The 5,731-nt window shown below is 61.3% G+C and carries 9 protein-coding genes; 2 read left to right on the top strand and 7 right to left on the bottom strand.

All coding sequences use genetic code 11. The features are described from left to right. Positions 1-190: hypothetical protein (locus tag QW379_10410; protein ID MEM2870807.1), on the top strand; the 190-nt coding region annotated here is incomplete at its 5' end. 109 nt (positions 191-299) lie between these two features. Here QW379_10410 and QW379_10405 read toward each other — a convergent pair. From QW379_10405 to QW379_10385, 5 genes are all read right to left on the bottom strand, one after another. Further along, on the bottom strand, positions 300-857 hold the full coding sequence (locus QW379_10405) for a hypothetical protein (protein ID MEM2870806.1): 558 nt from the start codon (positions 855-857) through the stop codon (positions 300-302). A 29-nt stretch (positions 858-886) separates the two neighbouring features. Further along, positions 887-1,396, bottom strand: a complete 510-nt coding sequence (locus QW379_10400) for a hypothetical protein (GenBank protein MEM2870805.1) — start codon at positions 1,394-1,396, stop codon at positions 887-889. Between the two features lie 265 nt (positions 1,397-1,661). Continuing rightward, positions 1,662-2,144: an adenosine-specific kinase gene (locus QW379_10395; protein ID MEM2870804.1), complete on the bottom strand. Its 483-nt coding sequence runs from the start codon at positions 2,142-2,144 to the stop codon at positions 1,662-1,664. A gap of 33 nt (positions 2,145-2,177) precedes the next feature. Further along, positions 2,178-3,023, bottom strand: a complete 846-nt coding sequence (locus QW379_10390) for a class I SAM-dependent methyltransferase (GenBank protein ID MEM2870803.1) — start codon at positions 3,021-3,023, stop codon at positions 2,178-2,180. A 1-nt stretch (position 3,024) separates the two neighbouring features. Next, positions 3,025-3,315, bottom strand: a complete 291-nt coding sequence (locus QW379_10385) for a DUF1805 domain-containing protein (protein MEM2870802.1) — start codon at positions 3,313-3,315, stop codon at positions 3,025-3,027. 127 nt (positions 3,316-3,442) lie between these two features. Here QW379_10385 and QW379_10380 point away from each other — a divergent pair, with 127 nt between their 5' ends. Further along, positions 3,443-4,153: a nucleotidyltransferase domain-containing protein gene (locus QW379_10380; protein MEM2870801.1), complete on the top strand. Its 711-nt coding sequence runs from the start codon at positions 3,443-3,445 to the stop codon at positions 4,151-4,153. 65 nt (positions 4,154-4,218) lie between these two features. Here the strand turns inward: QW379_10380 and QW379_10375 are convergent, their stop codons facing one another. Together QW379_10375 and QW379_10370 are read right to left on the bottom strand one after the other, a co-directional pair. Next, positions 4,219-4,560, bottom strand: a complete 342-nt coding sequence (locus tag QW379_10375; GenBank protein ID MEM2870800.1) for a hypothetical protein — start codon at positions 4,558-4,560, stop codon at positions 4,219-4,221. Positions 4,561-4,631: 71 nt separating this feature from the next. Then, positions 4,632-5,297, bottom strand: a complete 666-nt coding sequence (locus QW379_10370) for a DUF167 domain-containing protein (GenBank protein ID MEM2870799.1) — start codon at positions 5,295-5,297, stop codon at positions 4,632-4,634. Between the last annotated feature and the right edge of the window lie 434 nt (positions 5,298-5,731).

Genomic DNA, 5,731 nt, shown 5'->3' with positions numbered 1-5,731 from the left:
GTTCCAGCCGAGGGCTATTCTACCCAGGATGAGGAAAATCGCCAGAAGGGGCAGCAAATGCTCCATTGAGACCACCGGACCAGGCTACCCGTTTGGCTCGACCGTCACTGAAAAACTCCTCGCATCGCCCAAGTATCCTCCCCCCATCACTCTCAGGAAAAGGATGGCGTGCAGGGAGGGACCCCGGTGATTGGCGGCGCTGATGAGAAGCCTCCAGCTTGAGCTTTGCCCGGCGCGCAGACTCAAGGAGCCGGTCAGATGCCTCACATTGAACTCGGATGGGTGGCCACTCGTGGCGTTCATGGAAAATAAGGAAAGCCGATGAAGTCGCTGGAGGACTCGATGAGGACCGTGAGCTCGACGGAGGAGAGGGGCGCGAGGCGCAGCGACCAGCCCGGCCGGAGCTCGAGGCTCCCGTTCCGGAGCATCCCGAGAGAGGTCAGCTTAAGAAAGTCTTCGAAGTTGCCCAGTGCTGCTAAGATTGACCGTGAACTCGACCGCTGCTTCGGGCTCCAACGGCCGGGGTGCATTGGATTCGACGGCTGCAATATGGACCCCCGGACATAGACCCTCAGGCTCTCTAAGCTCTCCACGGGGCCCTTGGGCGGGGACGGACCGCAGGAGTGTGTCGTGAGCCACACGGAGTAATTCGTGTCGCGCATGGCGCCGGGCGGGGGAGTTAAGTACAATGTCATGGAGAGTTTGATACCGGCGGTGCCCTTGGTCGTGTCAGCGTTCTCGGGAATCTCGACGACGGTCTTCGTGGCATACCTCCCCTCAGGAACCTCCTCAGTGAAGCTGCTATCGTCCATCACGGGCGGAACCACCCTTGCGATGCCCGCCTCAATCGAGGCCACGCAGAATTTCTCCCTCACGTTCCAGGCGGTCAGTATGTCGAGGTCGGCTCCACCGTGTCGCCCGGATAAGCCGGTTTTGGAACCGGTGGCTTTATATCTGCCGTCACCCAGGGCAGAATACCGAGCTTTATCGAGATGGTGTTCCTCGGGCAGCTCTCGACGCCGCGGATTTGAAAATTGTAGCGCCCGGCCATGGTAATTTCTCCGGATAGAGGGTCTTGGAGGATGGTCTTGTTATCGCCTGGGTCGATTTCAAATGGCACGGAGGGAACGAGGAGGCAGGACCATGTGGTGAAGCTCCAAGGGTACAGGGTCAGGTTGACCATGGGGAGGGGGCCGTCTCGAGTGTTCTCAAGCTGGAAGCCATACTGAGCATAATACTGTCCCAGGGAAGTGTTCACGCTCCGGGTAGTGTTCCCGGGAGCGATGCTGAGCAGATAGTGGGCCGCGCGAGCCCCAGTCCCTTCTCCGCCGGTCTCCTCAGCCGGTCTACCCAGAACGGGGAGCAGTTTGATGGTGACGAGGCCCAGGATGGCCAACGTGAGGAGCCTCCGGCGTACCTATTTTCTCAGGGGGGTAATCAGGGGAAAGGGCCGGCATCCGCCGAGGGGGCTGGAGTGGTTGTTACTCTGTCACCTTAACGTAATTTCGCACTGTTTTTCAAACCGTTTTTGATGATGCCTCGAGCTTTCTGGAGCGGTGTTTTAATGAGTGGCCGGGCAGGGTGGTGATGGGTAGCGTGGTGCTCGGACCCGCCGCTGGCCCGGGACCGCCGGAGCCGCGGCCTGGACTTCATCTCTTACCTCATCTCTTATACCCAATTCTTCTCAGGAACTCCCTCCGCTCCCTGACGTCCGCCTCGCCCTCGAGCCCCCTGCTCCTCTCCCCGTCTATGACCCCGAGAATTCCCCGGCCCCGCTCGTTCTCGCCGATAATTACGTCCACAGGGTTTGCGGTGGCACAGAAGATCGTGCACACCTCCGGGACCTCCCTGAGCGCCCGCAGGACGTTGATGGGATATGCGTCCTTCAGGGCTATGAAGAAAGTGTGCCCCGCAGAGAGCGCGAGGGCGTTTCTCGCCGCCACCTGCTTCATCTCATCGTCGTTCCCCTCGACCCTAACTAGGCACTTCGAGGAGGCCTCGCAGAACGCAACGCCGAACCTCGCCTGCGGAACCGTGTTCACGACAGCCTCGTAAATGTCCTCGGCGGTTTTGATGAAGTGGGACTGTCCGATGATGATGTTCAGCCCCTCGGGCTTCTCTATCCTGACGCTTTTCAACTCCATCCGGACACCGGGCCCCGATTCGCGCCCCGGAATTTAGGCTCTTCGGCGCTCGACCTCTGCCTCGATAACGGCCCTCTCCACCCTCTCCCGCCCCGCTCTCTCCCTCCATTTGATGCTGCGGCAGCGGGTCAGGGCAGGGCCGAAGAGGGACCGGAGCTCATCCCCGGTGAAATAGTGCCGCAGAATTCCATCGCCGCGCAGAAACGTCCCCCTCTCCACCTCCCTCCCCTTTCCAAATCGCGCGTCATCAACGGAGAAGACCGTGACCCACGCCCTCCCCCCATCCGCCAGAACCCTGAGCATCTCCGAGGCGGTCCTGCGCCTCCCCTCTTCTTCGAGGTGCTCGAGAAGGTGACGGCAGAAAACGAGGTCAAAGCTCTGGCTGCGGAAGGGCAGCTCCGTAGCGTCGCCGAGAACCAAAGACCAGGTCCCGCGGCGGAGCAGGGGTTTGAGCGCGGAGATTGAGAAGTCCAGCCCAACGAGCATGGGTCCCTCCCCCGCCTCTGGCGCCGGGCCCATTTCACGAGGGGAACCGCCCGAATCCCCGCTCACCGGGGCTCTCGCCCGGAAGGACAAGAGCCCCCCTACCGCCCCCCCGGCACCAACCTGAAAAGCCCAGCGCGCCCCCTCCTTCTCTCGGTGCCAGGATATGTCGGTCCGAATCCGCGCACTCAGCACGCTCAGGACGCGGCCACCGCCGCATCCCAGCTCGAGCACCCTAGCTCCTCGCGGGATTTCTGGAAGCCACGGAGCACTCCCCCACGGCAGAGGCCGGCGCAAGTAGAGAGCGTCCCAGGCCTCCCGGGTGCTCAGGTGCGGGCCACCATCCTCGCTCCCGAAATGAGGGGAGCGCCGCGCGTCCGCGCCCCTCTCATCCATCTCAGAACATCTTCTCCAGCGCCTCTTGGCCGCTCATGCCCTCGGATATCCCGAGCTCCCTCGCCTTCTGCGACACGCCGGCGACCTTCGCACGGAGCACGTCGTCGAAGCTCCTGACGCCCGTGACCCTGACCGCGACCTCGCCCATTTTGTCCATCGCTTCCATATTGAGGTATCCGCACATCACGAAGCCCCTCCGGGCGCGTACCAGCACCAGAGGAGCGACCGGCAGCTGAACCCTCACCCCGAGCGCCGTTCCGCCCCGCAGCTCGAGCTGCTGTACCTCCAGCATTCTTTCACCTCGAGCAAGATAACCCGAGGGTAATAAATTGATTGCGCCTGAGGCTGGGGTGCGATACTCACTTAATCCTAGAAACAGTTGCTGGAGGGGGAGGCCTTCAGAGCCATGGTGGTGTGGAATGAGGGAGAGTGTCGTTTGGTTGCGGGACCCACTTGAGGTCACTTACTCCCCAGAGAGGCTCGAGCTGCTTGCCTGGCTGAGGAGGAGGGCGGAGGAACTCGGCTCAGCCCTTGGCCCTGGCTGGTTTGTCCACGGCTCGCTAGCCCGGGGCGATGTTCACAGGCGCAGCGACATTGATCTGGTGTACCTCGAGCGCGGGACTGTGCCCTCCTTCAGTGTAGAGCTGGGGCTGGAGAGAGCGGGGATTGAGTGGCTCAGCCGGGAAATCGTTGTGGCCACGCCGAACAGCGCTCCAAAGGGACGAATTCTCATTGACTCCAGAGCCTCAGTAACATTCCCTCTCGTCCCCTTCAAACCGAATGAAGAGGGCTTCTACAGGTTCGGAGGGGCGCTGCCAGCGAAGGGGCTAGCCACGGCCCCACGCGTGCCGGGGGTCAGTAAAAGGCTCCTCCTGGTGATTCCCACCGCGAAAGGCCACATCGAGAGCTCGGTGGTGGGCAGGGAGGCAGAGGTTTCCCGCTTTCTCAACGTTCCCTTTGAGGTCGTTAGCGAGCGGGTCAGGGTGCTCACCAGGCGGAGTGACGTGGGAAGAACCGGTGTTTACCTGAGAGAGGAGGTGCCAGATGAGATCTCTTTCGAGGAATTTTTAAAGCGTCTGGCGGACAGAGACCCCGTGATTAGGCGGACCGTCACTGAGAGGGGAACGTAAGAGGGTTCCGACCATCACGGGCGCCTTCGGGCCAAGTCCATACTCCCCATCCCGATTCCATTGTCTCAGGAATCGATGGGGGAGGCAGCTCCCGCAGTCTCCCTGAGGTTTCTCAGGAACGATGGCAGTTCTTCAATGGTCCTGTTGCTCCCCCCGCACAGGCGCCGTAGGGCCAGCCAGAAGGTCTCGTCCGGAACCCCGCCACAGGCCGCTAGCAATTTCTTCAGCCTTTCATGGAGCTCCCGCCCCTTTAAGTCCCAGTCGGTCAGGAGGATAACTCGTCCGTGCTCTCGCGCGAGGACCTCACATCTCCTCAGCAGTCCCTGTCCCCTGTTTAGCATCAGAATTCTCCCGCGCACGCCGAGCTTCCTCAGCGCAGCGACGTCCCTTGCGCCCTCAACGAGCACGGGCGCATTCAGGCTCGCATCCCCCAGCTCCCTAAGGAGGCTTTCGAGCTCTTCGAGCTGCCTCTCCCTTGTCAGCCCTCATCACCCCCCTTCTGTCGGCCTGAGGCCCCATTCTTTTCACCGCTCCCGCAACCATTTTTCGCCCCAACCACCATCCCCACCTCCAGTTCGAGCTGCGGGACGAGGCGCCGGAGAATCTCCACCTCCGCTAGCCCAGCCACAAAAACGCACTTCCTCCGGCTCCTCGCGCCAGAAGCTATGGACAGTGTGCGGGCCTGAACCCCAAGAATTCTCGAAAGGCACTCGAGGAGTTCTGCGTTGGCCCTGCCCTTCTCTGCCCTCTCTGAAAGGGTGATTCTCAGCTTTCTTCTCCAGGAGTCGTAGGAGAGCTTTCCAGGGGTGCTTGAGCCGGGCCTGGTCTCGACTTCAATTACCACTCCGCCCTCCGCCGGCCTGATTGCGGCCGACACTCCCGGGAGGGCCCCATGGTGTCCATTCACGCCGGCCACGGGCAATGGAGCCTTTTCATCTATCATTCCTTCTCCCTGAGGTGGGAGAAGCGCTATACCATAAGCCTCGCGCCTGCCCTTGCTCACCCCCTCCCTCCCAGAGCGCAGAACACTCCCCCCGGACCATTTCTTGGATTGTGCCCCGGGGCTACTTGCCTCCATCACTGTTTCCTCTGGGGCCGATGCCCCCGGGGCGGCTTTTCCCCGGACGCTAACAGGCACCTTCATTGAGCGCGATGCGCACTCCAGCGGATGACCCGCGCCCGGGTTTCCGGCGCCGGGGTTGGTCTGGAATCATGTGCCGGCATCGCACCGGCGTCTCAGCCAGAGACCCATCTGCGGCGCCGATTGTCGCCCCAGGTCGTCGCTGCGGTTCATCTCTCCCCGCAGATTTGCCATGGGGCAGTAGACAATATATTAGTGAAATTTAATATTTTGCGTAGAATTTGGTCTACTCTGAGTTCCCGCGCGGGTACCCCCATTTCCTATGGAAACAACAGCCCAGTTAGTCGGCCTTCAGACTCCATCCGCCCTATAATAGAGCACTAGAATCGCATTTTATGAGAATCTACCGTAGAATTTCCAGAATCGCTCAGCGCTTGCGCTGGGCCTCTGCTCTGACTGGAGCGGGAGAACACGCTATGGACGTATTCTCAGGGGCT

It is taken from the genome of Thermoplasmata archaeon (assembly GCA_038851035.1).
Taxonomy (GTDB): domain Archaea; phylum Thermoplasmatota; class DTKX01; order VGTL01; family VGTL01; genus JAWCLH01.
Note: the sequence above shows the minus strand (reverse complement) of the source record. Positions and strands in the feature narration are given on the sequence as shown.